The organism is Bacillus sp. FSL R5-0560 (genome assembly GCF_037966305.1).
In the GTDB taxonomy this organism is placed as follows: Bacteria; Bacillota; Bacilli; order Bacillales; family Bacillaceae; genus Bacillus; species Bacillus mojavensis.
In genome coordinates, this window is sequence record NZ_CP150195.1 from 3,309,160 (window position 1) to 3,335,177 (window position 26,018).

At 42.5% G+C, this 26,018-nt stretch carries 28 protein-coding genes and 1 riboswitch; of the genes, 4 read left to right on the plus strand and 24 right to left on the minus strand.

Translation table 11 applies throughout. From position 1 onward, the window contains the following. Positions 1-14: 14 nt before the first annotated feature. The 4 genes from NST56_RS17440 to NST56_RS17455 are packed head-to-tail and all read right to left on the minus strand — an operon-like array spanning position 15 to position 5,850. On the minus strand, positions 15-1,250 hold the full coding sequence (locus tag NST56_RS17440) for a restriction endonuclease subunit S (protein ID WP_339178062.1): 1,236 nt from the start codon (positions 1,248-1,250) through the stop codon (positions 15-17). 13 nt (positions 1,251-1,263) lie between these two features. After that, a complete protein-coding gene (locus tag NST56_RS17445) occupies positions 1,264-2,169 on the minus strand; it encodes a hypothetical protein (RefSeq protein WP_339178065.1) in 906 nt (301 codons plus the stop codon). A 41-nt stretch (positions 2,170-2,210) separates the two neighbouring features. Beyond that, positions 2,211-5,267 carry an HsdR family type I site-specific deoxyribonuclease gene (locus NST56_RS17450; RefSeq protein ID WP_339178068.1) on the minus strand — a complete coding sequence of 1,019 codons (3,057 nt, stop codon included), beginning with the start codon at positions 5,265-5,267 and terminating at the stop codon, positions 2,211-2,213. A 1-nt stretch (position 5,268) separates the two neighbouring features. Then, entirely contained in the window at positions 5,269-5,850 is a 582-nt protein-coding gene (locus tag NST56_RS17455; protein WP_339178071.1) for a restriction endonuclease subunit S, read from the minus strand. 858 nt (positions 5,851-6,708) lie between these two features. Here NST56_RS17455 and NST56_RS17460 point away from each other — a divergent pair. Then, a complete protein-coding gene (locus NST56_RS17460) occupies positions 6,709-6,924 on the plus strand; it encodes a hypothetical protein (RefSeq protein ID WP_268273437.1) in 216 nt (71 codons plus the stop codon). Between the two features lie 232 nt (positions 6,925-7,156). Here the strand turns inward: NST56_RS17460 and sufB are convergent, their stop codons facing one another. From sufB to NST56_RS17555, 19 genes are all read right to left on the minus strand, one after another. Further along, positions 7,157-8,554 (minus strand): Fe-S cluster assembly protein SufB, encoded by a 1,398-nt coding sequence (sufB, locus tag NST56_RS17465; RefSeq protein ID WP_003228608.1) that lies wholly within the window; start codon positions 8,552-8,554, stop codon positions 7,157-7,159. A 20-nt stretch (positions 8,555-8,574) separates the two neighbouring features. Continuing rightward, the gene (gene sufU, locus NST56_RS17470) at positions 8,575-9,018 is read right to left on the minus strand and encodes a Fe-S cluster assembly sulfur transfer protein SufU (RefSeq protein WP_003222809.1); all 444 of its coding nucleotides are present in this window, start codon (positions 9,016-9,018) and stop codon (positions 8,575-8,577) included. Next, on the minus strand, positions 9,008-10,228 hold the full coding sequence (gene sufS / locus NST56_RS17475; protein ID WP_168748693.1) for a cysteine desulfurase SufS: 1,221 nt from the start codon (positions 10,226-10,228) through the stop codon (positions 9,008-9,010). The genes sufU and sufS overlap by 11 nt, the downstream gene beginning before the upstream one ends. Next, positions 10,228-11,541 carry a Fe-S cluster assembly protein SufD gene (sufD, locus tag NST56_RS17480; RefSeq protein ID WP_326130183.1) on the minus strand — a complete coding sequence of 438 codons (1,314 nt, stop codon included), beginning with the start codon at positions 11,539-11,541 and terminating at the stop codon, positions 10,228-10,230. The genes sufS and sufD overlap by 1 nt, the downstream gene beginning before the upstream one ends. Before the next feature lie 17 nt (positions 11,542-11,558). Continuing rightward, the gene (sufC, locus tag NST56_RS17485) at positions 11,559-12,344 is read right to left on the minus strand and encodes a Fe-S cluster assembly ATPase SufC (protein WP_010331788.1); all 786 of its coding nucleotides are present in this window, start codon (positions 12,342-12,344) and stop codon (positions 11,559-11,561) included. A 177-nt stretch (positions 12,345-12,521) separates the two neighbouring features. Beyond that, entirely contained in the window at positions 12,522-12,674 is a 153-nt protein-coding gene (locus NST56_RS17490) for a hypothetical protein (protein ID WP_010331789.1), read from the minus strand. 192 nt (positions 12,675-12,866) lie between these two features. Then, positions 12,867-13,244 carry a carboxymuconolactone decarboxylase family protein gene (locus NST56_RS17495; protein WP_003222796.1) on the minus strand — a complete coding sequence of 126 codons (378 nt, stop codon included), beginning with the start codon at positions 13,242-13,244 and terminating at the stop codon, positions 12,867-12,869. An 84-nt stretch (positions 13,245-13,328) separates the two neighbouring features. Then, complete coding sequence (metQ, locus tag NST56_RS17500; protein WP_010331791.1) at positions 13,329-14,150, minus strand: methionine ABC transporter substrate-binding lipoprotein MetQ; 822 nt, start codon at positions 14,148-14,150, stop codon at positions 13,329-13,331. Positions 14,151-14,163: 13 nt separating this feature from the next. Further along, positions 14,164-14,832: a methionine ABC transporter permease MetP gene (gene metP / locus NST56_RS17505; RefSeq protein WP_010331792.1), complete on the minus strand. Its 669-nt coding sequence runs from the start codon at positions 14,830-14,832 to the stop codon at positions 14,164-14,166. Further along, positions 14,825-15,850 (minus strand): methionine ABC transporter ATP-binding protein MetN, encoded by a 1,026-nt coding sequence (gene metN / locus NST56_RS17510; RefSeq protein WP_168748695.1) that lies wholly within the window; start codon positions 15,848-15,850, stop codon positions 14,825-14,827. The genes metP and metN overlap by 8 nt, the downstream gene beginning before the upstream one ends. Before the next feature lie 105 nt (positions 15,851-15,955). Further along, a riboswitch (SAM riboswitch) is annotated at positions 15,956-16,062 on the minus strand. A gap of 114 nt (positions 16,063-16,176) precedes the next feature. Further along, complete coding sequence (locus NST56_RS17515) at positions 16,177-16,521, minus strand: SCP2 sterol-binding domain-containing protein (RefSeq protein WP_010331795.1); 345 nt, start codon at positions 16,519-16,521, stop codon at positions 16,177-16,179. Positions 16,522-16,629: 108 nt separating this feature from the next. Further along, positions 16,630-16,950 carry a thioredoxin family protein gene (locus NST56_RS17520; protein ID WP_326332072.1) on the minus strand — a complete coding sequence of 107 codons (321 nt, stop codon included), beginning with the start codon at positions 16,948-16,950 and terminating at the stop codon, positions 16,630-16,632. 11 nt (positions 16,951-16,961) lie between these two features. Then, positions 16,962-17,321, minus strand: a complete 360-nt coding sequence (locus tag NST56_RS17525; RefSeq protein ID WP_339178084.1) for a toprim domain-containing protein — start codon at positions 17,319-17,321, stop codon at positions 16,962-16,964. Positions 17,322-17,392: 71 nt separating this feature from the next. Further along, complete coding sequence (locus NST56_RS17530) at positions 17,393-17,629, minus strand: YusG family protein (RefSeq protein ID WP_010331799.1); 237 nt, start codon at positions 17,627-17,629, stop codon at positions 17,393-17,395. Positions 17,630-17,684: 55 nt separating this feature from the next. Continuing rightward, positions 17,685-18,068, minus strand: a complete 384-nt coding sequence (gene gcvH, locus NST56_RS17535) for a glycine cleavage system protein GcvH (RefSeq protein ID WP_010331800.1) — start codon at positions 18,066-18,068, stop codon at positions 17,685-17,687. Between the two features lie 66 nt (positions 18,069-18,134). Then, positions 18,135-18,491: an arsenate reductase family protein gene (locus NST56_RS17540; protein ID WP_101864083.1), complete on the minus strand. Its 357-nt coding sequence runs from the start codon at positions 18,489-18,491 to the stop codon at positions 18,135-18,137. Between the two features lie 112 nt (positions 18,492-18,603). Next, positions 18,604-20,388, minus strand: a complete 1,785-nt coding sequence (fadE, locus tag NST56_RS17545; RefSeq protein ID WP_268471549.1) for an acyl-CoA dehydrogenase FadE — start codon at positions 20,386-20,388, stop codon at positions 18,604-18,606. 14 nt (positions 20,389-20,402) lie between these two features. Continuing rightward, a complete protein-coding gene (locus NST56_RS17550) occupies positions 20,403-21,578 on the minus strand; it encodes an acetyl-CoA C-acetyltransferase (RefSeq protein WP_010331803.1) in 1,176 nt (391 codons plus the stop codon). Positions 21,579-21,588: 10 nt separating this feature from the next. Beyond that, on the minus strand, positions 21,589-23,958 hold the full coding sequence (locus NST56_RS17555) for a 3-hydroxyacyl-CoA dehydrogenase NAD-binding domain-containing protein (protein WP_339178091.1): 2,370 nt from the start codon (positions 23,956-23,958) through the stop codon (positions 21,589-21,591). A gap of 175 nt (positions 23,959-24,133) precedes the next feature. On the opposite strand from NST56_RS17555, the gene NST56_RS17560 reads away from it, so the two are divergent. Continuing rightward, a complete protein-coding gene (locus NST56_RS17560) occupies positions 24,134-24,277 on the plus strand; it encodes a YuzL family protein (protein WP_010331806.1) in 144 nt (47 codons plus the stop codon). A 28-nt stretch (positions 24,278-24,305) separates the two neighbouring features. Here NST56_RS17560 and NST56_RS17565 read toward each other — a convergent pair whose 3' ends face one another. Further along, complete coding sequence (locus NST56_RS17565) at positions 24,306-25,214, minus strand: proline dehydrogenase (protein ID WP_339178094.1); 909 nt, start codon at positions 25,212-25,214, stop codon at positions 24,306-24,308. A gap of 98 nt (positions 25,215-25,312) precedes the next feature. Here NST56_RS17565 and NST56_RS17570 point away from each other — a divergent pair, with 98 nt between their 5' ends. Beyond that, the gene (locus NST56_RS17570; protein WP_010331808.1) at positions 25,313-25,558 is read left to right on the plus strand and encodes a hypothetical protein; all 246 of its coding nucleotides are present in this window, start codon (positions 25,313-25,315) and stop codon (positions 25,556-25,558) included. Between the two features lie 12 nt (positions 25,559-25,570). Continuing rightward, positions 25,571-25,903, plus strand: a complete 333-nt coding sequence (locus NST56_RS17575; RefSeq protein ID WP_010331809.1) for a spore coat protein — start codon at positions 25,571-25,573, stop codon at positions 25,901-25,903. Positions 25,904-26,018: the final 115 nt, after the last annotated feature.

Sequence of the window (26,018 nt, forward strand, 5' to 3'; positions counted from 1 at the left end):
GTAATCTCCTTTTCTTATATAAACATTTGTTGAAGTAGTGATTTCTTCAAATTTTTAAGCGAATTTAACTCACGCTGATGAAGGGTGATAAGGTAATCGAGTTTTTTGAACACTGCACTGATTTGGTCTTGTTCTTCAATAGATGGAAATGTAAAGCTCATCTTCCTAATTTGTTGGAAGTTTAATCCTTCACGGCCACTACCTGCTTGATTATTATCAATCTGTTGTTGGCCATTAGGAGATGTCAAATTTAATTGAATAAAATCTGAACTATAACCTTCTACAGGTCTAATGATACAAACGTGCTGATTAACATTTGCAGGGCTAGAATCGCGGTAGACTGCACTTCTACCAATCGAAGCGCCTGTAATATTAAGCAGTACATCATTCTTAACCACTCGACTATTTTTCATTTCTTCGTCGGTCTGAGGAGTAATATATGCCACATCATTTAAGTCAATTAAATCATCGTAGACATTTTGGGATCTAAGTAGCGGAATACCTTCTAATACGTATGAAGATTTTCCACCTTTTGGGGTTTTTCCACTTCCAATTTTTAAGGTTATCTCCCCCAACTCACACCGTTCCCAAGGATCAGTAAATCCTGCAAAGCGAATTTCAGGAACATTGGCTCCATCTTTCGGAAACATTTTTTGAAGTAGACTCTTTTTCGTATCCTTCAGCAGTTCCAACGTACGCTGATGAAGGGTGATAGTGTCATCTAGTTGTTTGAAAAAGTTACCGATTTTGATTTGTTCATCAAGTTTTGGCATAGTTAACGTCATATTTTCCAACTTACTTAGATACATATACGTTCGTGATCCACCTTGTTTCTGAAGAATCGCAAAACGTTTAAATTCTTCACCCTCGTTTAACTGATATTGAAGATATCTTGAATCTAGACTTTCCGTAGTAGTGAAAACGGGATAAAGGGTACTAACAATCCCGTTTTCTGCCAAATGATTAATATTGAATTTAAACACTAAATCGTCAGACATATGGCGATAAGTGAAATAACCCCTAGGAACAATGTTATATCCAGTATTATCCTCTGAGGCAATTTGATTATTATCGTAGTAGTCCTTTTGGAAAAATAGCCCCTTTCTTGAAGAAGTAAAAACCGGATACTGATTATTCTGAGTCGTTACCTTATTATAAGGGATAATATAATCCCCTAACTTACATTGTTCCCAAGCATCCGTAAATCCTGCAAATCTGATTTGGGGTGAATTTGTTATTTTATCACTCATTTCTAATCTCCTTTTATTTTAAATACTGAATCGCTAAAGCAATTAACGACAAGCAACGGTTAAAGAAGTAATCATAGTGACGATTATCTATAATATCAATTTTATTTGTCTCATGATGACGGATTCTAAAACTATTACCAATGTCTGTTAGTGCCCTAAATTCAGCATCAAAAATAGCACTAAATTCTGACTGCCCATTGCTCATATCATTTACCACTTTGTTTGCAGAGCTGCGCTTGTCAAGATTGGTATTATATGTTTTCAGACGTTCAAAGGCATCCCATATTTTCTCCACCGAATCTTGGCGAGCCTCTGGATTTGGTGTTTTGTATAATGCAATTGCATCTTTCATCAATTCTCTTGTCCCATATTCAGCAATTTGCTGTACCTGTGACTCAATTTCAGGTGAAAGCGGGGTGTTTTCTACTATACGCTCAATAAGTTTTCCGCTGGTTAATGTAAACAACAATCCAGACTCTTGAAATATTTCGTTTATTTCATTTCGATAATCAGCAAATACTTTTGTTGTATCTAAACAACGAATATACCAATAATTTTTGTAATGATCATTATTCCATCCTTCTGAAATATCCTTTATATTTTTAGCAACATATTCTATAAGGTCGATTAATGAATATTGGTCATAATCGTCATTATGTTGTGGAGCCGCTATATGACCATAATAATCTCTAAGAATATTAGGAATTTTTATTGCCATTCTATTTTCAAATTGACTACTGTCAAATTCAATATAGTACTGATCCACAATAGAACAGTGCTTTTGAATTTGGTAAATATGTGTTAGATTCTTATAATATTTTTGACATATACTTAATAGCAAAGTATAAACTTCTTTTGAAATTTTACTCGTGCGTGCAATGGGTCTTCTTAAACCATGACGTTCTGTGTATAAATTCATTTCTGTTCTCCTTCTTTAGTTTGTATAATTTTATATAGTGGTTATTCACCCTTCTTAATTTCGTCGGCCATTTCGTAAAATGCTTTACGGAATTCAATGCGATATCGTACCCAAGTTAATTCTGCAATCTTTTCAGTTGCAATTTCTTTATAATCAGCTCTTGCATCATTTATTATCGCGGTTAACTCCCCTTGTTTATCCATATCCTCTTGACCTAATCGATGTTTCTTAATCAAGTTTTCAAGTTCCTTAGGTTTTGTACTGTTATCAAGTCCCCAAGTACGGATGAAGTTCGTTACAAGTTGGATATTCGTATCCTTTTGTGCTTTATCCATAGCTTGGTTCATTTTTTCAACACTTCGAGGTGCTGGATAATGATCAAATTCAAACTCTTTCGAGAAAATCTTAGATACAAAATTACTCATCTTAGTTTTTTCTTTTTCATTGTCAGACTTGGCGATTTCAACTTGGATTTCATCACGTGTACTTTCCGCTTTCGACATTTCGTTTGCGTGAATTTCGTCAGCCATCCGGGCGATCAAATCAATCAAATAATCATAGTTGATGGTCACATCGTGAATATGAACCATCGAAAGATTGACTTGAGAAATATCAATGTCTTCTCGCTTTGCACGTCGTTCTTTCAACTCACCTGCGATTACAGTTGTTAAAATAACTTCCTGCTCTTCAGTAATACCTAGACGTTTATAGAACTCTTCAGGATTATCATAGGCAGAAATAGGATTTTTATCATCGTCTTCAGTATATTGTTTCAACTGACTCAATAAGCGATTATACTCTTTCAGATTCTCAAAAACTTCATCCTGTGCTTTTTCACTTGGTGGTAATTGTACAAAATCGTCTGTGAGCGTGGAAAGCTTCTTGATGACTTCTTGCATCTCAGCTTGGACCTTACTAAATGGTTTAGAAGTGATACCAGACTCTTCGTTTCCTTTCTTCAATTCTTCAAGTGAAAGCTGTTCGTCGGCAGATGCACGATTTGAATAGATAGCAAAAGCCTTATTCATTTCATACTCGTTTTGCTCCGGCCAACGATAGTTCACTACATTTCCCCAAGGTTTATCGACAACGTTATGTATTCGATTTGTACGTGAGTATGCCTGAATCAAGTTCCCACCTTTAAGTGTTCGATCAATATAGAGCGTATTCATCTCAGGCGCATCAAAACCAGTCAAAAGTTGATCCACAACAATGACCAAATCTAAATAGTTGCCATCATCAGCTGTCTTGTTCAAACGTCGTGCTAAGTCTTCTGTGTAGGCTTTAACTGTAGTCATATCAAAAGCTGTGCCAAACATTGCGTTATAGGTTTTGATGGCTCTGTGCAAGTTTTCGTTCGTTTTCAGCTGATGAATACTATTGGATGTGTCTGCTGAGAAACTTACTGCAATTTTTAACCGTTGATCTGCTGGACGATTCGCATTTTCTTCAGCAAACTTATCAAAATATTCCATCGCTCTTGGTGTACTTGCTTTATTACCACCAACGTGGACTGTAAACAAGGCATTATACTTACGATCATTTGAACGTTTCTTCCAATTATCAAAGATGTCTTTCACTACTAACTTCACATGTTCTGGACTATAGTCGTAAACACTACCACGAATATTATCATCAATATCCTCTTCGGTAGGATCTTCGGGAGCCTCGATCGTTTCCTTAAATTCAACGTTAAACCCTAATACATTTTTATCCGCAATAGCTTCTTTAATGGTATATGCATGTAATAGTTCACCAAAGATTTCTCGTGTTTCGGGGAATTTTGGTGTACCAGTATAACCAATCCAAGCAGAATTAGGAATTGCTTTTCGAATCGTTTCAAGCATCCCTTCATTTTCGGTACCATTACCAGTTGATCGGTGGGCTTCATCCACGATAAAAAGAATATTTTCATTCAGTGGCTTGAAGCTGTCCCGCGCTACATAACGCGACATTTTTTGGATACTTGTCACAATGATGTTCTTATCGCTTTTCTTCGTTAGTTTGCGATGAAGGTCTGAGATATTGGCTGTGTCACCCACCACACCAGTTTTTCCTTCAAAACCAGCAACAGGATCATAAGCTTTATAAGCATCAGCTGTTTGGTTGGTAAGCGCGATCCGGTCAACCAAGAAGATCACTTTATCTACATTAGATAAACGGCTTGCAAGCCACGCTGTCTTAAAACTTGTGATTGTTTTACCTGAGCCCGTCGTATGCCAAATATATCCTAATTTACCATCATCATATCTAAAGTCAAACTTTCTAACTTTATCAAGTACACGCTTTGTGGCATAGACTTGATAAGGACGCATGACTTTGATACTTTCTTTGTTTTTTGTACCATCTAGTACCATGTAGCGTGTTGCCAAATCATGAGCCATTGGAATGGACAACACTTTATCCGCAAACGCCTTCCATGATCGAATAGGGCGAGCATCATCTTCGTTTTGCCAGTTGAAAGCAAAAGCTCGGTTAAAGTTTTCGAGTGGGGTATTTGCCATATAACGAATATCAAAGGGTGTCATCGCGATTAAAATCTGCAAAGTAGAAAAGATACCGCTTAATTGTTTTTCAGCAATATACTGTTCCATCTGATTTAAAGATTCTGTAGCGCTATGAAGTGCTTTCTTTAATTCGATTTGAATAATCGGCAAACCATTAATAAGCAACGTCACATCAAACCTGCGATTCGGCTTACCGTCAACTACTTTTGGCCGTCTGATTTGATTCACCACTTGATAAACAGTATTCCCCCCACCCACTTGAGCTTGATCGAATACGGTCAAAAATACATGCTTACCATTGTCAAGGTCAACTTCAATTTCAGAAACACCGTTCACACCATACAAAAATTGCCCAGCCTGATAAGGTGATTCAATACTCGTGATGATTTTCTTCACTTGATTAAATTCAGTGACAGACAAAGGTTCATCTAATCGAGCACTATTGTTTTGTTCTAGGATCATTTTAAAGTTATCCCAAAGCTGTTCGGTTGTTTTGATGTCTTTTTTGTATTCCCATTGTTTTACTCCACCGATTTTGGTCAAATAATCGATGACTTCATTTTCAAATGCTAATTCCGATTGACTTTTCATTTTATGATTCCCCCTTTAATGTTTCTTCTATTACCGAGCTCGTAAACTGCCCAATCAAGTCTGCATATTGGCTTAACTTATTTTGTAGCTTTATTGTTTCTACGTATATAGTGCCTATTTTCTTCTGTTCCTCGATCGGAACAACTGGAACGATAATTTCCCCAAGAGCACGGAGCGGAATTCTTAGAACAGGACCACTCCCCTGTAACTCCCTTTCTTTTTGTCGCTTCACATCTTTGTGAGCATTAAACAAGTAAAGAAAATATCTCTTATCAAGTTGTTCGCTATTAAACTCTATTTTTGTAAAGTTGAGGGACAACACTTTACTAACATTATTTTCACCGACAATTGTTGCTAGCTGCAATGAGTTACTGATAACAACATCACCTTCATTTAACGATAGGTTACTTTGAAATAAAGGTTTTGCCTTTTCTTCAACAGCTACGTCCTCACGATTATAATCCGCTTCAAAAGACGCTTGGTCATAATAATTTATTTTTCGAGTTTCAAACTGCTTTTGTGCTCTTGTTGGATTAATACCAGGAACGAATGTTACGAATTCATTTAATTTTCTTTTCTCCAAATAAATCGCCCCTAATTACAGAAATTATTTTTTGAAATATTTATATATTACATATTAAAACATATCGAGTTTGCTTAGTCAACGATAATATGAAATATTTATATATTTCATTGTCGCTTTCAGAAATGCCTGCTGAAACTATTTTAAATCCTTGTTTCTTCACTCTTCCGCACCAACTTGTTAAACCATCATTGCAAAAATGTATCCCCTATTCAACGTTATTTTTGTTTCCACAAACGACATCAAACCGCTAAAACCAAATTACTCATGATTAATCTCAAATCCCACAAAACAAACAAAACCCTTGAAATCACACCATAAGCGATTCCAAGGGTTCAACTATCATATTTTCGTCAGCAGTACGACTGTCTCCTCATGACAGGTGTGCTGATTGTTAAAACTGAATTATTGATGATTGATGTAGCTTTGTTCACCTAAAACAAGCCGTATTTTTTGGATTTCACCATTATATGGATAAAAATGAATAATAAGGTCGTTTAACATCATATCCTAGACTGTTTTGTGTTAATAAAAAGGTGGAAAACGTGATTAACCATCAATTGAAGTATTAAAAAAGCTTAGAAGTTCCATAAGAGGGTTTGATGAAAGCAGCAGGATATATGAATTTAAATATAACGGTGAAAAAACAGAAGATATTATTGAGCATATACAGAAATTTCCTGAAAAGTTTGAACAACGGTTATGCTACGAGTTAGAGACGAACGATTGAAACTTGATCATTTATTAGATTCTAATAATTCACTATTTTTTAAGGACAGGCTTCTGACAACAGAAGAAAAATCAAAATTAGGGGCCTTATCGAAATTGCTTTAAAGGATTGAAAGGGGAAAAGGCGTCATGGCAAACTCCAGAAAGTTAGCCAGTGGAAAATGGCAGGCAGGGATACACAAGGATGGAAAATTAGTAAGCCTTACAAAAAAGGAAGCAGCAATAGAAGCAGCAAAAGTTGAAGAAAGAAAATATTATGGACAAACAATAAATGATCGCAATATGCTTTTTGATGAAGTTGTGAAAGATCGGCTTGAGGATAAAAAAGCAAATGTAAAGGAATGAAACTTTGTTCAGCTTGAAGCAATTTTAAAAATCACATCGCTTAGAGCATAAAACCATCAAAACAACAGCGGACACTTATCTAGATATCACAGAAAAAATAGAAGAAGACGAACTTCAAAAGTTCGCCTCCTACACTAAAAGATAAGGTCAACTTGGCACGAATTTGGCACGCCACCAAGTTGGCACGATATAAAATCCCTCAAACCCGCAATATATAAAGGTTTTCTCGATATTAACCGATTGAACCTTCCATTTCGAACTTAATCAAACGGTTCATTTCAACTGCGTATTCCATTGGAAGCTCTTTTGTGAATGGCTCAATGAAGCCCATTACGATCATTTCAGTCGCTTCTTCTTCGGAAATACCGCGGCTCATCAAGTAGAAGAGCTGCTCTTCAGATACTTTAGACACTTTCGCTTCGTGCTCTAATGAAATGTTATCATTTAAGATTTCATTGTAAGGAATTGTGTCTGAAGTAGATTTGTTATCCATAATGAGCGTATCGCACTCGATGTTGGAACGGGCGCCTTCCGCTTTGCGTCCGAAGTGGACGATTCCGCGGTACGTTACTTTTCCGCCTTGTTTTGAAATCGATTTTGATACGATTGTGGATGATGTGTTTGGTGCAAGGTGAATCATTTTCGCACCCGCATCCTGATGCTGGCCTTTACCTGCAAGAGCGATAGAAAGCGTCATACCGCGCGCGCCTTCGCCTTTTAGGATACAAGCAGGATATTTCATTGTCAGTTTAGAACCGATGTTGCCGTCGATCCATTCCATCGTGGCGTTTTCTTCACATACTGTACGCTTCGTTACTAGGTTGTAAACGTTGTTCGCCCAGTTTTGGATCGTTGTATAACGGCAGTAGCCGCCTTTTTTCACGATAATCTCAACAACCGCACTGTGAAGTGAGTTTGTTGTGTAAACAGGCGCAGTACATCCCTCAACGTAATGCACGCTTGCTTCTTCGTCAACGATGATCAGCGTACGTTCGAACTGACCCATGTTTTCAGAGTTGATACGGAAGTAAGCTTGAAGCGGTGTTTCAACCTTTACGCCTTTTGGCACGTAGATGAAAGATCCGCCGGACCAAACAGCTGAGTTCAGCGCCGCAAACTTGTTATCAGTCGGCGGAATCACTTTTGCCCAGTGCTCTCGGAAAATGTCTTCATTTTCTTTCAGCGCGCTGTCTGTGTCTTTAAAGACGATGCCTTGCGCTTCAAGATCTTCCTTCATGTTGTGGTATACAACCTCAGATTCGTACTGAGCAGAAACACCCGCAAGGTATTTTTGTTCAGCTTCAGGAATCCCGAGCTTGTCGAATGTTTGCTTAATTTCTTCAGGAACTTCATCCCAAGAACGCTCTGAACGCTCAGACGGTTTTACGTAGTACGTAATTTCGTCAAAGTTCAGTGAGTTTAGATCTCCGCCCCATTGTGGCATTGGCATGTTGTAGAAATGTTCAAGTGATTTCAAGCGGAAATCAAGCATCCATTGAGGCTCTTCTTTCATGCGAGAAATTTCTTCTACGATTTCTTTTGTCAATCCGCGCTCTGAACGGAAAATGGAAACGTCCTTGTCGTGAAAACCATATTTGTATTCACCAATATCAGGCATTTTTTTAGCCATCCATTTTCACTCCAATCCTTTTAATTGCCGCCCTCTTCTTTAGCGACTCCTTTTTCAAGTGCCTTCCATGACAGGGTTGCACATTTAATACGGGCCGGGAATTTTGAAACGCCTTGAAGGGCTTCAATATCACCCAAATCTATAGAATCATCGTATTCTTTCCCTTGCATCATATCTGAGAAAATCTTAGACATGGAAAGGGCTGTTTCAATATCTTTCCCTTTAATCGCCTGAGTCATCATCGAAGCGGATGCCATTGAAATGGAACAGCCTTCCCCTTCAAATTTCGCATCTTCCACGATGTCTCCGTCAAGCTTCATTGTCAGTCTGATACGGTCGCCGCATGTCGGATTGTTCATATCCACGACGATGCTGTCATTCAAAACCCCTTTGTTGCGCGGGTTTTTGTAATGATCCATAATCACTTGTCTGTACAATGTATCTAAGTTTGCATTAAAAGACATTTGTAAAATACTCCTTTGTCTTTTGAAGAGCTTCCACAAGCTTATCAATCTCTTCCTCTGTATTATACAGATAAAAGCTTGCTCTCGCAGTAGCAGTTACATCCAGCCATTTCATCAGCGGCTGGGCGCAATGGTGACCGGCTCTGACAGCGATCCCTTCCGCATCAAGTACGGTTGCCACATCGTGCGGATGAACGTCATCAAGATTAAATGTGATCAGCCCGGCACGCTCTTCCGGTCCGTAAACCGTCACGCCGTCAAGCTGACGGAAGCGTTCAAGCGCATAAGCTGCAAGCTTGTGCTCGTGGCGGGAAATCTCATCAAGGCCGATTTCTTCAAGAAAATCAATGGCGGCACCAAGACCGATTGCTCCAGCAATAATCGGAGTACCCGCTTCGAATTTCCACGGAAGCTCTTTCCAAGTTGATTCATAAAGCCCGACAAAGTCGATCATTTCACCGCCGAATTCGGCAGGCTCCATGTTTTCCAGCAGGGCTCTCTTTCCGTACAGCACACCTACTCCGGTAGGGCCGCACATTTTGTGGGAAGAAAGTGCAAAGAAGTCGCAATCGAGATCCTGCACGTCAATTTTCATGTGAGGCGCACTTTGTGCACCGTCCACCACAATGACTGCCCCATTGTCATGAGCGATTTTCGCCATTTCTTTTATCGGGTTGACCGTGCCGAGAACGTTAGACACATGAGATACCGCAACAATCTTTGTATTGCTTGTGACCGTTGCTCTGACATCATCTAATGAAATCGTGCCGTCTTCCTGCAGCGGAATATATTTTAATGTAGCGCCAGTCGCTTTGACAGCCTGCTGCCACGGAATGATATTCGCATGATGCTCCATATAGGTGATGACCACTTCATCACCCGGTTTGAGGTTGGCGCGTGCATAGCTTATCGCCACCATGTTCAGTGATGTGGTCGTGCCTTTTGTGAAAATAATCTCAGCCATTGACTTCGCGTTAATAAACTTGCGGACTTTTTCACGCGCTCCTTCATAACCGTCTGTCGCTCTGGTTCCAAGCGTATGGACGCCCCGGTGAACATTGGAATTGTATTGGTTATAATACTTATCCAGTGTTTCAATGACAGCACGCGGCTTCTGGGAAGTCGCCGCGCTGTCGAGATAAACGAGATCATGTCCGTTCACTTGCTGATGAAGGATCGGGAACTGTTCACGAATATCTGTGATATTCATTACTTCACTTTCCTTTCGATAACAGAAACCAATTGTTTCTTAACGCCTTCAATCGGAAGTTCGTTAACTACCGGCGCAAGGAATCCGTAGATGACTAAGCGTTCTGCTTCTTCTTTCGAAATACCGCGGCTCATCAGGTAGTAAAGCTGAATAGGGTCCACACGGCCGACAGATGCCGCATGTCCTGCCGTTACATCGTCTTCGTCAATTAAAAGAATAGGGTTTGCGTCTCCGCGCGCTTTTTCGCTGAGCATCAGCACACGGGATTCCTGTTCCGCATTCGCTTTAGAAGCGCCATGTTCGATTTTGCCGATTCCGTTAAAGATAGAAGAAGCGGAATCCTTCATCACACCGTGCTTCAAGATATATCCTTCAGAAGCTTTACCGAAATGGATGATTTGTGTCGTAAAGTTTTCTGTTTGCTCTCCTCTTCCGACAACAACCGTTTTCGTGTCGCCGTAAGTGCCGTCACCGTAAAGGTTTGTTGTGTTTTCGGAAATGGTGTCGCCATCGTTCATGAGGCCGAGTGCCCACTCGATTTTGCTGTCGCGTCCGCGCGCAGCACCGCGGCGGTTGACATAAGTTGTCACGCCAGAAGACAGAGTATCCACCGCACCGTATGTCACACTGGCATTATCACCTGTGATAACCTCACTGATAATATTGAATACAGCATCTTTCGGGTTAACCGTGCTGATGTAGTTTTCTACATACGTTACTGAGCTATGGTCTTCCGCCACAATCAATACGTGGTTGAATAGAGCTGTATCGTTGCTCTCGTGGACATAAACAGCCTGAACCGGCGTCTCCACCTGAACATTTTTCGGAACATATAGGAATGCCCCTCCGTTCACAAGAGCTGCGTGAAGTGCGGTTAATTTATGCTCATCAACCTTCACGCCGTCTTTCATAAAGTATTTCTCCACTAAGTCGCTGTGCTCGCGTGCAGCAGTCAAAATATCAGTAAAGATGACGCCTTTGTCTTTCAATTCCTGAGAAAGAGAAATGAATGCAGGCGTCTGATCACGCTGAACATATAACGTTTTATCTTCGTTTTCAACATCGATCAGCGCTTTTGCTTCATCAGTCAAATCCTCTAATGAAGAAAGCGGCTCATTATCAACTGTATGCTTCGCGAAGTTCGTGAAGTTCCAGTTTGTAATTTTTGTTTTGTCAGGCTTCGGCATCGGCAGATCCTCAGCTTGTTCAAGAGCCTGTAAGCGCAGGTTTTTCAGCCAGGCAGGTTCTTGATGCTTTTCGGAAAAGCTTTTGAGATACTCCTGATCTACGGATAGTTTTGTATCTAGTGTCATATTAATCCCCCTAACGCTTACGCTTCTTGGCCTACAGTTTCGTCTTCAATGCCAAGTTCTTTTTTGATCCAGTCATAACCTTCTGCTTCAAGACGCTGTGCAAGCTCTGCACCGCCGGATTTTACAACGCGGCCTTGCATCATAACGTGAACAACATCAGGAGTGATGTAGTTTAACAGGCGCTGATAGTGAGTGATCATCAGGCAGCCGAAGCTTTCGCTTCGCATTTTGTTGATTCCTTTTGATACAACTTTCAGAGCGTCAATATCAAGACCTGAGTCGATTTCATCAAGGATGGCGATTTTCGGTTCAATCATCATTAATTGAAGAATTTCGTTGCGTTTTTTCTCCCCGCCTGAGAAGCCTTCGTTGAGGTAGCGCTGAGCCATTTCAGGGTCCATTTCTAAGAATTCCATGTTTTCGTCCATTTTGCGGATGAATTTCATAAGAGAAATTTCATCGCCTTCTTCTCTGCGCGCGTTGATCGCAGAACGAAGGAAGTCGGCATTTGTCACACCGCTGATTTCACTTGGGTACTGCATTGCAAGGAACAAACCTGCCTGCGCACGCTCGTCCACTTCCATCTCCAGTACATCTTTGCCGTCAAGCGTGATGCTGCCTTTTGTTACTTCATATTTAGGATGCCCCATAATGGCAGCTGACAGAGTTGATTTACCAGTACCGTTCGGTCCCATTACCGCGTGGAACTCTCCGCCTTTTATTTCAAGGTTTACACCTTTTAAGATCTCTTTCCCTTCGATTTCAACGTGAAGATCTTTGATCGTTAATGTTGAAGCAGCCATATCTATACCTCCAAAAATATATAATCATTATTCTCATTTTATTCTCATTCTAATTTTATAACAAATGAAAAGTAAATACAACTTTTTATCGTGCCTTGCACATTTCTCAAGTTTAACAAAGTTCAGCACTTTATTAAAGCAATTGAAAAAGAAAAAGAGTGGATTCCCACCCTTTTTTTAAAGACCGATTTTCTCATTAAGCTCTGCAGAATACCGCTTGCATTTTTTATATTCAAGCTCTCTCTGCCGCTCAACTTCCATTCTTGTATCCAGCCGGCGTCCGTATTCCTCGTATCCGATTCCATGAGACAGCTGCATCGCTTTTTCCATTTCTGACGTATAATCGAGGTCCAGTCTGTCCTGGCTGCTGCAAATAATGAATCAATCCCTTCATTTATTTACTGCTATTGTATCAGCTCCAAGACCGATGCTGCAAAATGGATATGGCTTGATATAACATCGGATGAGACGAAAGGACCCTTTGAGTTAAAATGAGAATCGTTTTTCGGAATATTCCTTCTTCTAATGCGTAGTGTTTCCAAATTCCTCTATGCACTGCTGGACAACTGTCACACCTTGGCTTAGAGCAGCTCCGCCTCCGAACGCCGCTGCCACACTGACTGCTTCGAGAATGTTTTCTTCTGTCGCTCCCTCATCAAGACAGCCTTTTGTGTGATAGATCATGCAATATTCATCCTGAGCATTGATGGCGATTCCGAGGGCGATCAGCTGTTTTTCTCTTTCAGTCAGAGAATTGCCGGCAAAGCATTGTTCAGTAAACTCGTTAAACTTTCTTCCCATTAGCGGCATCTTTTGTTCAAATGTGCCTAAACCTAATTTATACTGTTTTAGCGCGTCCTGCATGCTTCCTCTGTCTTGATTCAAAGAAAATCCCTCCATCTGTTTAACATTCCTTTTTATTATGAACAGCTTTTAGGAAAATACCCGAAAAAAACCCCGGATTTCTCATCCGGGGTTTCATTCTTATTCAGAGACTGGGAGAACAGCTCCGTCATATTTCTTCTCGATGAAGTCTTTAATCTTTTTAGAGTGAAGAACTTCCATCAGCGCTTTGATTTTTGCAGAATCCTCTTCGCCATCTCTCACTGCAATGATATTGGCGTAAGGGTTATCTTTTGTTGATTCCACTTCAATCGCGTCTTTTTTAGGATTTAATTTATTTTGGATCGCGTAGTTCACATTGATGAAGGCCGCGTCTCCTTCTTTGTTTTCATATGCTTTTGCCGTTAATTCAGGCGCTACTTTTTTGAACTGAAGGTGTTTCGGGTTTTTCTTAATGTCTTTCAGTGTTGCATCGACTGTCTCCACTTTGGAGTCAAGTGTAATTAATCCTGCATTCTCAAGCATTGCAAGCATACGGCCTTGTTCAGCAACGTTATTTGTCAGGATAATTGTCGCACCGTCGGGAAGCTCTTTTAATGATTTATATTTTTTAGAATAAATACCGAATGGCTCTAAGTGAATCGCACCGGCATTCACAAGTTTATAATCTTTGTTTTCTTTCATTTCTTGCTCAAGGTAAGGAATGTGCTGGAAGAAGTTTGCATCCACTTCTTTATCAGCTAAGGCTTTGTTGTACATTTTGTAATCACTAAGCACTTTCACTTTCAGTGTGTAGCCTTTTTCTTTTAACAATGGTTCAGCTTCTTTTAAAATTTCTGCATGCGGTGTTTTTGTAGCTGCAACAACAATTTCTTTCTTGCCGGATTCAGCGTTATTAGAACCGCAGGCAGCCATAACTCCTGCAAATACAAGTAGTAATGCACCCAAAAATAGCTTTTTCAATGTAAATCCTCCCTTATCGTTTGTCTATTATATTTGTTATGACATCACCGATCATTTGAATAATGAAAACGATGATTAAAATAAATACAGTAGCAACGAAGGTAACATCAGTATTATTAGACTGATATCCTTCTACATATGCAAGGTTTCCAAGTCCTCCTGAACCGATGGCGCCCGCAATGGCTGTTGAGCCGATCAAAGCAATGGCCGTAACCGTGATCCCAGAAATAAGGGCCGGCATGGATTCCGGGAGCAGCACTTTGAAAATAATGGTTGATGTTTTGGCTCCCATTGATTTCGCAGCTTCGATGACACCCTTATCTACCTCACGCAGCGCAATTTCAGCGAGCCGCGCGTAAAACGGGGCTGAGCCGATGACTAACGCCGGCAGTGCCGCGTTCGGCCCTAAGATGGTGCCGACTAAAAACTTCGTAAAACCTAGTAATAAAATAATTAAAATGAGGAACGGAATAGACCTGAATACATTGACAATAGCCGCAATTACAGTGTTGACTGCTTTGTTCTGCCAGAGGCTCCCTTTGCTTGTAAGAAAGAGCAGCAGGCCGAGGATCACCCCGATGACAAAGGCAAAAACCAAGGAGATCAGCGTCATATAAAGCGTTTCGTATGTCGCGTTCCATAATTCAGTTACATCAACGTTCGGGAAGTATTTTTCAAACATTCGTGATCACCTCTGCTTTCACCTGTTTGTCATTAATAAACCGGATCACGTTTTGCACTTCTTCCTCGTCACCGTCAATATGGATAAACAATGAACCGTATGCCCCGTCCTTCGTCTGCGAGATTTTCCCCTGCAGAATATTGACGCTGACATTGAAGTTTCTGATCATCTCTGTAATCAGAGGCTGTTCAGCTGAATCACCGACAAATGTGAGCTGAACCGTTGTTCCTGACGCTTTTTCGTCAAGAAGATGCTGAAGCGTTTCTTTTGTTTCTTCAGGCTCAGTCACCTGCTGAACAAACCGTTTTGTCATGTCTTCCTTTGGATTCTTGAAGACATCGAGAACTTCTCCTTCTTCAACAACCTTTCCGTTTTCCATAACAGCGACTCTGTTGCAGATTTTGCGGATGACGTGCATTTCGTGTGTGATCAGCACAATCGTCAAACCGAGTCTTTCATTAATATCGGACAAAAGATCCAAGATTGAATCGGTTGTTTGCGGATCTAAAGCTGATGTCGCTTCATCACAAAGGAGAACCTTCGGATTGTTTGCGAGCGCTCTGGCGATTCCGACCCTCTGCTTTTGTCCGCCGCTCAGCTGAGACGGGTAAGATTTCTCTTTTCCTTCTAAACCTACCAGTTTAATCAGTTCATTGGCACGCTTAATCCGCTCGCTTTTTTTCACCCCGGCAATTTCTAAAGGAAACATGATGTTATCTCTGACAGTTCGCGACCAGAGCAAATTGAAGTGCTGGAAAATCATACTGATGTCATGGCGCGCTTTTCTTAAATTGCGTCCGTTTACTTCATTAATCTTCGTTCCCGCCACTTCCACGATTCCTGAGCTTGGTTTCTCAAGTCCGTTCAGCAGACGGATTAAGGAACTTTTACCAGCTCCGCTATATCCTATAATTCCAAAAATCTCACCTTTTTTAATGGAAAGCGAGACATTTTGGACAGCATTGACATCTCCATGTTTCGACTTATACACTTTTGAAACATCCTGAAGATTGATCAAAGCGATCACCTGCCTTAACACTATTCTAAGAAATCTTCCGGTTTTTTCTGCAAAAGAAAAGCCTTTCTGCACACTTGAGCAGAAAGGCTTATATAAAACGCCTTTCTCTCATCTTTCAAAGCTTAACGCTTCGTGTGAATTGGCACCATTTCAACAATGTTGATGGTTGCCGGGCTTCATAGGGCACTTCCCTCCACCTCTCTTGATAAGAGAAATATATAGTCTTTTTCGTCCGGAAATTCTTAATGTAGAATAGCATGGCGAATCATAAAATGTCAATAAAATAAATGATGTAAACTTTTACTATTATAATAATTTGCTATTTTTTAATTCTTTAAAATCCTCTGAAAAAAACCGTTTGTCAGCCAAAGAATGGCTTCCAGCTTTAACAGCGCTCTGAATGAACCCTTTACCTTTAGGCTTCCGCTCTGGATCAGGTGCTGAAGGGAAATGTCTCCATGCAAAAGATGAATGATTTCTGTTTGGTTTCCATAAAAGGTCAGGTTGGACGTTTGGGGCGGAGAAATTTTTGTCATTTCTCCCTGTTCGTTTATTGAGACGGTTAAGGCTTCTGTTTCTCCTTGGAAGGTAATGAGCAATGTCGAAGCGTTCAAAAGGGGTTTTAAAAACAGATGCTGTAAATCATCTTCTAAAACTTCCGCTTTCTCCATTTGTACAACCTCCTAGTTTGTTGGTCATACATACACATTTCTCTCTTCAGCGCAAGAACCCCTTTATAAAACGAACGACAAATTCATTGGAATGCGCCGAGAAAAATGTCATAAATGAGATGCAGAAGATGATTTTTGTTTGATCAGCTCATATAAATAAGAAACGGAATGAAACGCATACCCTCTTTCAATTACTTTTCCGTCCTTAAACAGCAGAAAACAAGGGACGCTTTCAATTTGATATGCTTTAGCAAACACCGGAGAATAGTTGAGATTATTTTTATAGAAGGCGACAGACGGGAGCATGTCTTCGACGACCGTCAGCATTTTGCTTGCCAGCTGGCAGGTACCGCAAAACGGAGTATATAAATATAGGAGATACACATCATCAGTAATGTGTTCAAGCTCTTGTTCTTGGAGTTCTTTCACGCTATAACACCTCAGGTCTTTCTTTCAAGAAAATTCGTATGGACATTCAGATTCGCGCTCAGTAATACAGATGCTATATGGTGTCTGGGCGCCGCCTCCACTTCCTTATAGGCTCTGTCGATATATAAATGGTAGGCTTTATTAAATTCCCTTTTCAGCTGTTTTCTCAATTTCTCGCCTGATTCATCGGCATCAACCAAAATATAGACGTCCTTCTCGTAAAGCTCGTCTGCCAATTCCTCCAGCTTCAGCTGGCTGATTGTTCCGTTTGTGCAGATAATGCGCACTGGCTCATTCAGGACGCTTTCGATCTTTTCTTTATCTGATTTCCCTTCAACAATCATGACTTTTTCCAGTTCGTCCTTGTTCATCTGCTTCACCTGCCGCGTCGAATTTGAAACGTTCAGATTGTAAAAGAAGGCAGTGAAATTCACCGCCAACATCAACACCAGCCGCTTTCGTAGTCACAATCAACATATTTCTGATCGTCTCCTGAAACCACGTCGGCTGTCTTATAAAATTTTTCATTTTCATAGGTAAAGCCGGACTTTAGCTCATATTCATTCATGCCTGTCATTTGGCCGATCATCTCATCTTCATGATATAACGAGAGCCGGCCATTTTGAAAGCGGCCTGTCACATCATTGGTGACATCGAGCTTTTGTTTGCTGAAAGCCATATTGGACACCTCCCATAGCGTTAGCGTATCCAATTGCCTGCTCAGCTATCCAGTTTTAGTCTTGTTGTGTCATCTCTTCGTATTGCTCTGCTGTCATTAGTTTTTCAATTTCAGACGCGTCAGACGGTTCAACGACAATCATCCATGCTTTTTCATACGGAGATTCGTTGACGAATTCCGGGCTGTCATCAAGATCCTCGTTTACTTCCACTACAGTTCCGTTAATCGGTGCGTAAAGCTCAGATACCGTTTTTACGGATTCAACACTTCCGAAAGGCTCGTCCGCTTTGATTTCAGCGCCGACTTCAGGAAGCTCAACAAACACGATGTCACCGAGCTCGGACTGGGCAAAATGGGTAATGCCGATTTTGGCTTTTTCTCCTTCAACTTTTACCCACTCGTGTTCTTCTGAGTAACGCAAATCTTTAGGTATGCTCAATTGAATCCCTCCATTTTTTACAGCACTATAATAAGAAGATACCACACTTTTCAAAAAAAATTTACATTATGACCAGTTTTCTTCAAATTGATCTTCTTTAAAGCCGACTGTCACTTTTTCGCCGTCTGTTGTGAGTGGACGCTTAATCAGCATTCCGTCTGAAGCCAGCAGTTCAAGCTGTTCGTCCTCTGACATGTGATACAGCTTTTCCTTCAGATTCAGTTCACGGTATTTCATGCCGCTTGTGTTGAAAAATTTCTTTACATCCAGCCCGCTTTTTTCATAAAGCGATTTTAGCTCCTCTTTGCTTGGAGGCTGCTCTGCAATATGTATTTCGTTGATTTCTTTTCCATGCTCTTCAAGCCATTTTTTCGCTTTGCGGCACGTTCCGCATTTAGGGTACCAGTAAAAAGTTAACGACATCTTCTTCCCCCCTCAATAAAATAATCGAGGTTATTTTAACACAGTTTGTTTTAAAAACCTAAAACAGTGCTTCATAAAAAAAGAGCTCCGGATGTACGGAGCTCCTTGGGACTCAGACAATATATTTTTCAGCCTCGAACACACCCGCTGCCGCTTCACGTTTTTTCCGAATGACATTTTTAGGCGTCACGCGTGTCAGCTTGCGGAGGGCCGAGAGCATCATACGGAGAGAATCTCCTTCTTCCATTGCAAGTAAAGATTCTCTCGCATGGGCTTCAATTTCATTGAAGGCTTCTTGAACGAAAATTTCTGTGTACAGCAGCTTTTGCGCTGCTTTATCGCTTCCTTGCGCGGCAATCGCCTTTTCCGTTCTGAGCACCGCTGATTCCATTGCATATACATTACTGACAATATCAGCAACGTTTACGAGGATTTCTTGTTCCCGATCGATCGCTTTTCCGTATTTTTGCGCAGCTAGACCCGCGGCGAACAGGGCGATTTTTTTGGCTTGCTTGACGATATATTTCTCTTGCTCTAATACGCCAGTGCCGGGCTCCTCAGGCATGAGCATCATGAGTTCTTCTTGAAGCGCCTGTGCTTTTTCAAAAAGAGGCAGCTCGCCTTTCATTGCTTTCTTCAGGAAGGTGCTTGGCACGATTAACCGGTTAATTTCATTGGTTCCTTCGAAAATCCGGTTGATCCTGGAATCCCGATAGGCTCTTTCCACTTCATACTCCTGCATAAATCCGTAGCCGCCGTGAATTTGCACACCTTCATCAACAATATAATCAAGCGTTTCAGAGCCAAACACTTTGTTGAGAGAGCATTCAATGGCGTATTCGGCAATGGACTTTGCTATTTGCCTTCCATCCTTTTGGTCTTCAGCTGTGAACTGACTCATATTGTCTTCAAACAGCCCGACGGTTCTGTACACGGAGCTTTCCATTGCGTACAGCCTTGAGGCCATCGTCGCGATTTTTTCCTGTGTCAGCGAAAAGCCTGCGATCGGCGTTTTAAATTGGCGGCGCTGATTTGCGTAAGCGGCGGACAGCTCGATCACCCGTTTTGACGCGCCGATCGTTCCTACTGCCAGCTTGTAGCGGCCGATATTTAAAATATTAAAGGCGATAACATGCCCTTTGCCGATTTCTCCAAGAAGGTTTTCCTTCGGCACCTCAGCCTGATCTAAAATGAGGGTTCTCGTCGATGAACCTTTAATTCCCATTTTCTTTTCTTCAGGTCCGGTTGATACGCCAGGAAAATCTTTTTCTACAATAAAAGCAGAGAACTTTTCGCCATCCACTTTTGCGTAAACGACAAAGACATCGGCAAAGGCTGAGTTGGTAATCCACTGTTTTTCCCCGGTTAATACGTAATGTGTTCCTGCTTCATTCAGCACCGCGGTCGTTTTTGCGCCTAACGCATCAGATCCGGAACCTGGCTCAGTCAGTGCGTACGCAGCGATTTTTTCCCCTGAAGCCAAATCAGGGAGATATTTTTTCTTTTGTTCTTCCGTTCCAAAGAAGACGATCGGCAAAGAACCGATACCGACATGCGCACCGTAAGAAAGTGAAAAGCTTCCCGCCCGCGAAAATTTTTCAGTGATCAGCGCCGAGCTGATTTTATCAAGGCCCAGCCCGCCGTATTCCTCGGGAACATCGGCACCGAGAAGGCCGAGTTCTCCCGCTTTCTTCAAAAGCCGGACGGAATGTTCAAATTGATGGTTCTCAATTTCATCTATATGCGGCAGAACGTCTTGTTCAATGTAATCCTCCGTTGTTTTCGCAATCATTTTATGCTCGTCGGTGAAATCCTCCGGTGTATACATCTGATCATATGTGACTTCCTCTATTAAGAAGCCGCCGCCTTTTTGTACTTCAGCCGTTTTTCTCGTCATTTGTTTTTCCCCCTTTAGCATAGTTCAAATACGCCGGCTGCTCCCATCCCGCCGCCGATACACATTGTGACGACTCCAAATTGCTCGTTTCTCCGTTTCATTTCGTGAATCAGTGAGAGTGTAAGCTTTGTGCCCGTACATCCAAGCGGGTGCCCGAGTGCGATAGCGCCTCCATTGACATTCACTTTCTCCTCATCAATCCCCAGCTCCCTGATGACTTGGATGGCTTGTGATGCAAACGCTTCGTTCAATTCAAACAGCCCAATGTCCTGCAGTTGAAGCCCGGCAAGCTTCAGTGCACGCGGAATGGCTTCGACGGGTCCGATGCCCATGACTTCCGGCGGCACCCCGCCAACGGCAAAGGAACGGAATTTGACAAGCGGCGCCAAACCAAGCGCATCCGCTTTTTCGCGATCCATCAGCATGACAGCCGCCGCCCCGTCACTAGTTTGCGAGGAATTTCCGGCAGTGACTGTTCCGTCAACGGAAAAGGCCGGGCGCAATGTGGCTAAAATATCTGCGGTCGTTTGCGGACGTACACCTTCATCCTGAGAAAAAACAGTATGTTTTTCCTGAGGCTTATGGTTTTCGCCGATTTCTGTCACTCTGACTTCGACTGGGACAATTTCATCTTTAAATTTTCCCTCTGCAAGAGCTTTGGCAGCTTTCTGGTGACTGCGCACTGCAAAAGCATCCTGATCTTCACGGGAAACGCCGTATTTTTTCGCAACCTGTTCTGCTGTGTGTCCCATGCTCATGTAATACTCCGGCGCTTTTTCGGCCAATGTGAGGTTCGGACGGGTCACATGCCCCATCATCGGAACCTGTGACATGGATTCTGCTCCGCCTGCAATGGCTGTATCATAAGCGCCAAGCATAATTTTTTCTGCCGCATATGCGATGGACTGAAGACCTGAGGAACAGTAGCGGTTGACTGTAATCGCCGGCACCGTATATGGCAGACCCGCAAGCGCGCCGATATTTCTCGCCATATTGAGCCCCTGTTCCGCTTCAGGTGTCGCACAGCCTATAATTAAATCGTCAATATTGCCCTCGTAACCGCCTGCTCGTTTCAGCGTTTCTTTCACGCAAATGGCTCCCAAATCATCCGGGCGAACGGTGGCCAATGATCCTTTTTTCGCTTTCCCAACCGGTGTTCTTGCTCCTGCCACAATGACTGCCTCTTTCATAAACTCCCTCCTAGTTCCGTAAAGGTTTGCCTTTCACCAGCATATGCTGCATTCTCGCCTGAGATTTCGCCTCGCCTGCCAGACTTAAAAACGCTTCTCTCTCAATTTCTAATAAATACTCTTCATCCACCTCTGTACCGAACGGCACTTTTCCGCCGGCAATCACAAAAGCGAGTTTTTTTGCAATTTTCATATCATGCTCAGATAGGTAGCCGGACAGCCTCATTTGCTCTGCACCGAGCAGAAGCGCGGCATAGCCTGTTTCCCCCGCCACCTTGACCTTTTCTTTTACAGGCGGCCGCCAGCCGGTATCGTATAAAGAGGCGGCTAGCTGCTTTGCATCGTACAGGAGGTGATCCTGGTTAGTGCTGATACGGTCAGCCTCTTTTAAAATATTCAGTTCCCGTGCCTCTTGGGCGGAAGTTGACACCTTAGCCATTGCGATCGTTTCAAAAGTTTTTATGGCCGCATTCATCGGATCAAGACCGCGGCGAAGTTGATTGATGTACAGTTCTTTATTGCCCCCTCCTCCAGGGATAAGGCCGACTCCTGATTCCACAAGTCCCATATAGGCTTCGCTTGCCGCTTGTATCCGTGCAGCAGGGAGACACACTTCCGTCCCTCCGCCGAGCGTCATGCCAAATGGAGCGGCAACAACAGGTTTCGTGCTGTATTTGATGTTCATCATTGTCTCTTGAAAACGCCGTATCACCAAATCAACTTCCATAAAGTTGTCATCCTGCACTTCCATTAAGATCATGGCAAGATTGGCGCCCACGCAGAAATTTTTCCCTTGATTGCCGATGACAAGCCCTTTGTAATTCCGCTCTGTTTCTTCCAATGCTTTGTTGATCATTTGAATGATGTCGAGCCCGATGGCATTGCTTTTCGAGTGAAATTCCAGAAGCGCTACATCGTCACCAAGATCGATCAAGCTCGCACCGCTGTTTTTCGCAATGACGCCGTTTGTTTCTTTAACTGACTGTAAATGGATGCGTTTCTTGTTTTCTTTTACGGCTCTGTATTCGCCGCTTTCGTAATAAAGCACTGTTCCGTTTTCTCTGATGTAAAAGGTTTCATTCCCTTTGTCCAGCATATCTTTTATCCAGCCAGGAATCTCCGCTCCAAGCTGTTCAAGCTTTTCCGCCGACTGTCTGAGACCGATTGCGTCCCAGATTTCGAATGGTCCCAGTTCCCAGCCGAATCCCCATTTCATAGCTTGGTCAATTGCATGAATATCGTCTGCGATTTCTCCGAGCAGCTGGGCTGAGTAAAGCAGCGTTTGCGACGTAATATTCCACAGCAGCCGGCCAGCCCTGTCTTCCGAATAAATAAGCGCTTTCATTTTGGCTTTTGTCCCTCTAGCCTGTTTTGCCGCTTCAAGAGCCGGCGTTTTCATCTTTGTCCGTTCTCCGTAAGTAAGCGTCATCGGGTCAAGCTCATAAATCGTTTTTCCTTCTTTTTTATAAAAGCCTTGACCGGATTTGCTTCCGATCCAGCCTTTTTGCAGCATGTCATTCATGAAGTCAGGCAGGCGAAATACTTCTTTTTCGTCTCCCTCTGCTTTGTCATACACGTTTCGGGCGACGTGGGCAAAAGTATCGAGGCCGACAACATCCAGCGTTCTGAAGGTTGCGCTTTTCGGTCTTCCGATCAGCGGGCCTGTGATGGAATCGACTTCTCCGACCTGATAGCCGCCTTTCAGCATTTCTTGAACCGTAATGAGAAGTCCGTACGTCCCGATTCGGTTTGCGATAAAATTTGGTGTGTCCTTAGCTGTGACCACACCTTTGCCGAGGACATTTTCACCGAAGGATGTCATAAACGCCAGGATGTCAGGATCAGTCTCCTTAATCGGAATGATCTCCAGCAGCTTTAAATATCGCGCCGGGTTAAAAAAATGCGTTCCGAGAAAATGAGCTTTAAAATCTTCAGACCTGCCTTCAGCCATCGCCTGCACTGAGATGCCGGACGTGTTGCTCGAGACGATGCTGCCCGGTTTCCGATGCTCATCCACGAGAGAGAAAATCTTCTTTTTGACCTCAAGATTTTCGACAACGACCTCAATAATCCAATCAGCTTCCTTCAGCTTCTCGACATCATCTTCTAGATTGCCGGGAGTAATATAAGCGGTGTTTTGTGCTGACGTAAGAGGGGCGGGTTTTTGTTTCAGCAGCTTTTTCACCGCAGATCTGCTCAGCCTGCTGCGCACCTCCGGACTTTCCTTGGTCAGCCCCTTTTTCTCCTCTTCCTTCGTTAAATCGTTCGGCACAATATCAAGCAGCAGGACCGGAATTCCGATGTTAGCCAAATGCGCAGCAATACCGGAACCCATAACCCCCGATCCTAAAACGGCTGCTTTTTGAATGTGTTTGTGCATGAGACATCCCCCTTGAGCGTTGAATGAATAATCATTCATTTTTTGGTCAAAAAAAATGGAAACCCGTTTCTTCTTTCATCATAAAAGATTTTTGTTTCGACTTCAATAGCTAATTTGTTATTTTTTTGTATGAAGCAGATAGAAGACGGGAAACTTAAACCCGGAGGTGAAGGGAATGGTGAGAGAAAAAAAGAACCCGTCTTCAGCAGCAGTAAGCGCGGCGAGCGTAAAAGGAGATGCCGGTCCGACACAGCATTACGGCGGCGGAAAACGAACAAGCCAAAATCAGCAGTATAAGAAACATAACATGGAACAATAACAATGCAGCCCGCGTCCCGCGGCTGCTTTCACTTTTTGAAAATCCCTTTTAACACAAAAGCCGCATTAGCGGGTCTTTCGGCGATTCTTCTCATAAAGTAACTAAACCAATCGGTTCCATACGGGACATACACACGCATCTTGTACCCTTCCTTCACGAGTTCCTTCTGCCGCTCCGGCCTGATGCCATAAAGCATTTGAAACTCAAATTGGGACAACGGGATATCATGATCGGCAACGAGTTTCTTCGTAAACGCAATGATGTCATCATCGTGTGTAGCGACGGCAGTATAGTTCCCGCTCAGCAGATGCAGTTTAATCAAGCTCTGGAAGTGAAGATCTGTTCCTTTTTTATCAGGGAACGCAACAGCCACAGATTCCTTGTAAGCGCCTTTGACGAGTCTGAGATTCGGCTTCAGATCATGCAGCTTACGGATATCTTCTGCCGCCCGGTAAAGATACGCCTGTATCACCGTACCCAGCATGTCAAATTCCTGCTTGCACTGCCTGTAGATGGCAAGTGTCTGTTCATAATGTGAGTAGTCCTCCATATCGATCGTCACAGCCACGCCATTTTCCTTCGCAGCAGATAAAATGTCACGCAAATGTGAAACCGCCAGCTCTTCTGAAATATCGAGCCCTAATGACGTCAGCTTAAGGGAAAGCTCGGAATCTAACCGGTGTTCGGCAATCGCTTGAATGGCCTTCTTGCATTCTGCCGCGACTCGACTTGCTTCTTTATGTGTAGCCGCATACTCGCCTAAATAATCAATGGTTGTGCACAAACCGGATTGATTCAGCTTTTTAATGGTCCGAACAGCCGATTCAATCGTGTCCCCCGCGACAAATCTCCGCGCCCCCAGCCGTGATCCGTATGCTTTGGCAAGTTTGGTGAGCGTTTTATTTTGTGATAAGAATAAAAACATATGTCTCAACATCCAATTCCTCCTGACGATACAGCCTTCTTCAAAACACCTGTATATAACTCCCATACTGAAGGAAACATAAAACGAATAGAACGCAAAGGAGGATTACAATGAACAATCAGCAGCAATCTCAAATGCCGCCCTCTGTCATTTCAACAAAGGATCATTTGTATCTGAATGACATGCTGAACTGGAATCTGCTCGCGATGAAAAAAGCGCATTTTATGGCGCAGCAGTGCCAGGATCAAACATTAAAACAAGAACTAGACCGCGTCGGACATATGCATCACGATCACTATCAAAGAATATTAAAGCACCTGCAGCCAGGCCAGCAGCAGTCCGGCTACATCCAATAAGGAGGCGCCAAAATGAATCAGCAAAATCAGAAAATCAGCAACCCGCAAACACCAGTGCCGACTACATCAGAAATGAATGACCGAGATTTCGTCAATGAGCTTTTGACAACAGAAAAATACATGACCACTGCGTATTGCACTGCTCTGCACGAGTTCAGCCATGAATCTCTCTATCAGGATATTCAAACCATTTTTGATGAGTCACAAAAAGCGCAAAGAAAACTGTATGATCTCATGTTCCAATATGGGTGGTATGCTGTTGAAGCAGAGGACGCCCAAAAGCTGCAGCAATCCTATCAAAAGTTCCAGCAGACCATTCAGCAGCAGTCTCCTTATCAGCAATAAAGTTTATCAATCAGATCAGCAAAAGGGTACGATGTGCTTTACTGGCATCTATCCTTTTTTTGTGTGTAAAATCAGTTGACTTTTTATTAACACTTATTTATATTTAATAAGCATT

What these genes read in the sequence shown, in the direction of transcription:
- NST56_RS17555 (WP_339178091.1), bottom strand. Translation starts at nt 23,958, where the DNA reads ATGCACAAACACATTCAAAAAGCAGCCGTTTTAGGATCGGGGGTTATG.
- NST56_RS17570 (WP_010331808.1), top strand. Translation starts at nt 25,313, where the DNA reads ATGAACAATCAGCAGCAATCTCAAATGCCGCCCTCTGTCATTTCAACA.
- NST56_RS17525 (WP_339178084.1), bottom strand. Translation starts at nt 17,321, where the DNA reads ATGAACAAGGACGAACTGGAAAAAGTCATGATTGTTGAAGGGAAATCA.
- sufC (WP_010331788.1), bottom strand. Translation starts at nt 12,344, where the DNA reads ATGGCTGCTTCAACATTAACGATCAAAGATCTTCACGTTGAAATCGAA.
- NST56_RS17490 (WP_010331789.1), bottom strand. Translation starts at nt 12,674, where the DNA reads ATGGAAAAAGCGATGCAGCTGTCTCATGGAATCGGATACGAGGAATAC.
- NST56_RS17515 (WP_010331795.1), bottom strand. Translation starts at nt 16,521, where the DNA reads ATGGAGAAAGCGGAAGTTTTAGAAGATGATTTACAGCATCTGTTTTTA.
- NST56_RS17550 (WP_010331803.1), bottom strand. Translation starts at nt 21,578, where the DNA reads ATGAAAGAGGCAGTCATTGTGGCAGGAGCAAGAACACCGGTTGGGAAA.
- sufS (WP_168748693.1), bottom strand. Translation starts at nt 10,228, where the DNA reads ATGAATATCACAGATATTCGTGAACAGTTCCCGATCCTTCATCAGCAA.
- NST56_RS17440 (WP_339178062.1), bottom strand. Translation starts at nt 1,250, where the DNA reads ATGAGTGATAAAATAACAAATTCACCCCAAATCAGATTTGCAGGATTT.
- NST56_RS17460 (WP_268273437.1), top strand. Translation starts at nt 6,709, where the DNA reads ATGGCAAACTCCAGAAAGTTAGCCAGTGGAAAATGGCAGGCAGGGATA.
- NST56_RS17560 (WP_010331806.1), top strand. Translation starts at nt 24,134, where the DNA reads ATGGTGAGAGAAAAAAAGAACCCGTCTTCAGCAGCAGTAAGCGCGGCG.
- NST56_RS17450 (WP_339178068.1), bottom strand. Translation starts at nt 5,267, where the DNA reads ATGAAAAGTCAATCGGAATTAGCATTTGAAAATGAAGTCATCGATTAT.
- metP (WP_010331792.1), bottom strand. Translation starts at nt 14,832, where the DNA reads ATGTTTGAAAAATACTTCCCGAACGTTGATGTAACTGAATTATGGAAC.
- NST56_RS17540 (WP_101864083.1), bottom strand. Translation starts at nt 18,491, where the DNA reads ATGTCGTTAACTTTTTACTGGTACCCTAAATGCGGAACGTGCCGCAAA.
- NST56_RS17495 (WP_003222796.1), bottom strand. Translation starts at nt 13,244, where the DNA reads ATGGAGGGATTTTCTTTGAATCAAGACAGAGGAAGCATGCAGGACGCG.
- sufU (WP_003222809.1), bottom strand. Translation starts at nt 9,018, where the DNA reads ATGTCTTTTAATGCAAACTTAGATACATTGTACAGACAAGTGATTATG.
- NST56_RS17530 (WP_010331799.1), bottom strand. Translation starts at nt 17,629, where the DNA reads ATGGCTTTCAGCAAACAAAAGCTCGATGTCACCAATGATGTGACAGGC.
- sufB (WP_003228608.1), bottom strand. Translation starts at nt 8,554, where the DNA reads ATGGCTAAAAAAATGCCTGATATTGGTGAATACAAATATGGTTTTCAC.
- NST56_RS17445 (WP_339178065.1), bottom strand. Translation starts at nt 2,169, where the DNA reads ATGAATTTATACACAGAACGTCATGGTTTAAGAAGACCCATTGCACGC.
- NST56_RS17565 (WP_339178094.1), bottom strand. Translation starts at nt 25,214, where the DNA reads ATGTTGAGACATATGTTTTTATTCTTATCACAAAATAAAACGCTCACC.
- sufD (WP_326130183.1), bottom strand. Translation starts at nt 11,541, where the DNA reads ATGACACTAGATACAAAACTATCCGTAGATCAGGAGTATCTCAAAAGC.
- fadE (WP_268471549.1), bottom strand. Translation starts at nt 20,388, where the DNA reads ATGACGAGAAAAACGGCTGAAGTACAAAAAGGCGGCGGCTTCTTAATA.
- NST56_RS17575 (WP_010331809.1), top strand. Translation starts at nt 25,571, where the DNA reads ATGAATCAGCAAAATCAGAAAATCAGCAACCCGCAAACACCAGTGCCG.